The sequence below is a fragment of the Rhodococcus sp. (in: high G+C Gram-positive bacteria) genome, from assembly GCF_049591685.1.
Lineage (GTDB): Bacteria > Actinomycetota > Actinomycetes > Mycobacteriales > Mycobacteriaceae > Rhodococcoides.
The window spans coordinates 1-2,111 of the sequence record NZ_JBAWFH010000056.1 but is presented as its reverse complement, the minus strand read 5'-3'; the positions used below and the strand labels follow the sequence as shown (position 1 = coordinate 2,111).

Here is a 2,111-nt window from a genome sequence, read left to right as displayed (position 1 = left end):
GCTCCGAGTCGCGGCTACTGATCACCATGATCGTCCGCGAGGACTCGATGACGCTGTACGGATTCGCCGACAGCGAGTCACGAGACCTGTTCTCCCTCTTGCTGACAGTGTCCGGTGTCGGCCCGCGCATCGCGATGGCCACCCTGGCCGTGCTCGATCCCCACGCGCTCCGTACGGCGTTGGCAGACAGCAACATCACTGCCCTGACGCGGGTACCGGGAATCGGTAAGCGCGGGGCCGAACGGATGGTCGTCGAGCTTCGCGACAAGGTCGACGCCATCGTCGGAGCCCGCAACGGTCTGTCCGTCCCGAGCGGCGCGGCAACGGGCAACCTCGTCCGGGAACAGATCGTCGAGGCGCTCACCGGCCTCGGCTTCGCGGCTAAGCAAGCCGAGGATGCCACCGAATCCGTCATGGCCGCGCAGCCCGATGCATCGACGTCGGCAGCCCTCCGGTCGGCGCTGGCGTTACTGGGCAAGAGCAGATGACCGAAGATCCAGATTTCGAGTCCCAGGTGAGCCCCGACGTCACAGCGGACGATGCCGACGTCGAGACCAGCCTGCGACCGAAATCGCTCACCGACTTCATCGGTCAGCCGAGAGTGCGCGAACAGTTGCAGCTCGTCCTGACCGGCGCGAAACTCCGCGGCAGCACGCCGGACCACATTCTGATGTCCGGACCACCAGGACTTGGCAAGACGTCGATGGCAATGATCATCGCGCAAGAGCTCGGCACTGCCCTCCGTTTGACGTCCGGCCCCGCGCTCGAACGAGCGGGTGACCTCGCCGCCATGCTCAGCAACCTCGTCGAGGGCGATGTTCTGTTCATCGACGAGATCCATCGCATCGCCCGGCCGGCGGAGGAAATGCTCTACCTCGCGATGGAAGACTTCCGAGTCGACGTCGTCGTCGGCAAGGGGCCGGGGGCGACGTCCATTCCGCTCGAGGTCGCGCCGTTCACACTGGTTGGCGCCACCACTCGGTCCGGCGCGCTGACCGGGCCTCTGCGTGACCGGTTCGGGTTCGTCGCGCACATGGACTTCTACGAGCCCGCTGAGCTCGAGCAGATACTGATGCGTTCTGCAGGAATTCTCGGGGTGCCGATCGACGAGGCAGGCTGCGCCGAGATCGCCGGTCGCTCACGAGGTACCCCCCGTATCGCGAACCGCCTGCTGCGCCGGGTGCGCGACTATGCAGAAGTCCGCGGCGACGGGACGGTGACCAAACAGACCGCCCAGGAGGCGCTCGTGGTCTACGACGTCGACCAACTCGGCTTGGATCGACTGGACCGCGCCGTCCTCAGTGCGTTGATTCGCAGCTTCGGGGGAGGGCCCGTTGGAGTGTCGACCCTCGCGGTAGCCGTCGGCGAAGAACCGGCGACCGTGGAGGAAGTGTGCGAGCCGTTCCTCGTTCGCGCAGGCATGGTGGCCCGAACGCCGAGAGGCCGTGTCGCCACCGCTGCAGCATGGCAACACCTCGGTCTCGTGCCACCTCCTGATCTCGCGATCGGCGGAATCTCGGTCCGAACCAACGAAGCTCAGCAGCCCTTATTCGAATAATTGGCTGATAATCGGCGCCAGCAGGGCGACCTGGTCGCCGGGTAGTGGCACACTGTCAGGAACGCATGGCGGAATTACGACCGCCGAGCCCGAGAACATCACCGACATTTGACGAGGACTGACGTAAAAGATGGAACTGCTATTCCCGCTGCTCATCGTGGCTCTGCTCGTGCCGATGTTCCTCAATGTGCGCAAGCAGAAGAAGCTCCTGGCCGCCACGCAGAATCTGCAGGACTCCTTGAAGATCGGTGACGAGGTCGTCACGACCGCCGGTCTGTACGCCCGCGTCGTGCTCGTAGAGGAAGACACCGTCGACCTCGAGGTCGCCGACGGCATTATCACTACCTGGTCGCGCGCCGTTGTCCGCGAGGTTCTCCCTCCCGACACCGAGGTCGCCGAAGCCGACGACGACTACTCCGGTGCAGCCTTCACCGCACCCGACGATCTGTCCGGCATCGAAGGCTCCTCTCCGTCGCTGGAGAAGAAGCCCACACAGGCACCGGCCGACGAGACGGTCGAACAGAGCGCGCGCCGACTCGACAAAGAGTGATCC

3 protein-coding genes are annotated in these 2,111 nt (G+C 64.9%); all 3 read left to right on the top strand.

Going from position 1 to position 2,111, the window contains the following annotated elements; genetic code table 11:
* Nucleotides 1–488 (top strand): Holliday junction branch migration protein RuvA (gene ruvA, locus WBQ44_RS02445; protein ID WP_495565150.1); only part of this gene is annotated, 488 nt, incomplete at its 5' end.
* On the top strand, nt 485–1,558 hold the full coding sequence (gene ruvB / locus WBQ44_RS02440; RefSeq protein WP_495565149.1) for a Holliday junction branch migration DNA helicase RuvB: 1,074 nt from the start codon (nt 485–487) through the stop codon (nt 1,556–1,558). The genes ruvA and ruvB, both read left to right, overlap by 4 nt.
* Before the next feature lie 130 nt (nt 1,559–1,688).
* Nucleotides 1,689–2,108: a preprotein translocase subunit YajC gene (yajC, locus tag WBQ44_RS02435; protein ID WP_495565148.1), complete on the top strand. Its 420-nt coding sequence runs from the start codon at nt 1,689–1,691 to the stop codon at nt 2,106–2,108.
* Nucleotides 2,109–2,111: the final 3 nt, after the last annotated feature.

Bases quoted from the DNA above. Each gene is read 5' to 3' on its own strand.
- ruvB (WP_495565149.1), top strand. From the start codon at position 485: ATGACCGAAGATCCAGATTTCGAGTCCCAGGTGAGCCCCGACGTCACA.
- yajC (WP_495565148.1), top strand. From the start codon at position 1,689: ATGGAACTGCTATTCCCGCTGCTCATCGTGGCTCTGCTCGTGCCGATG.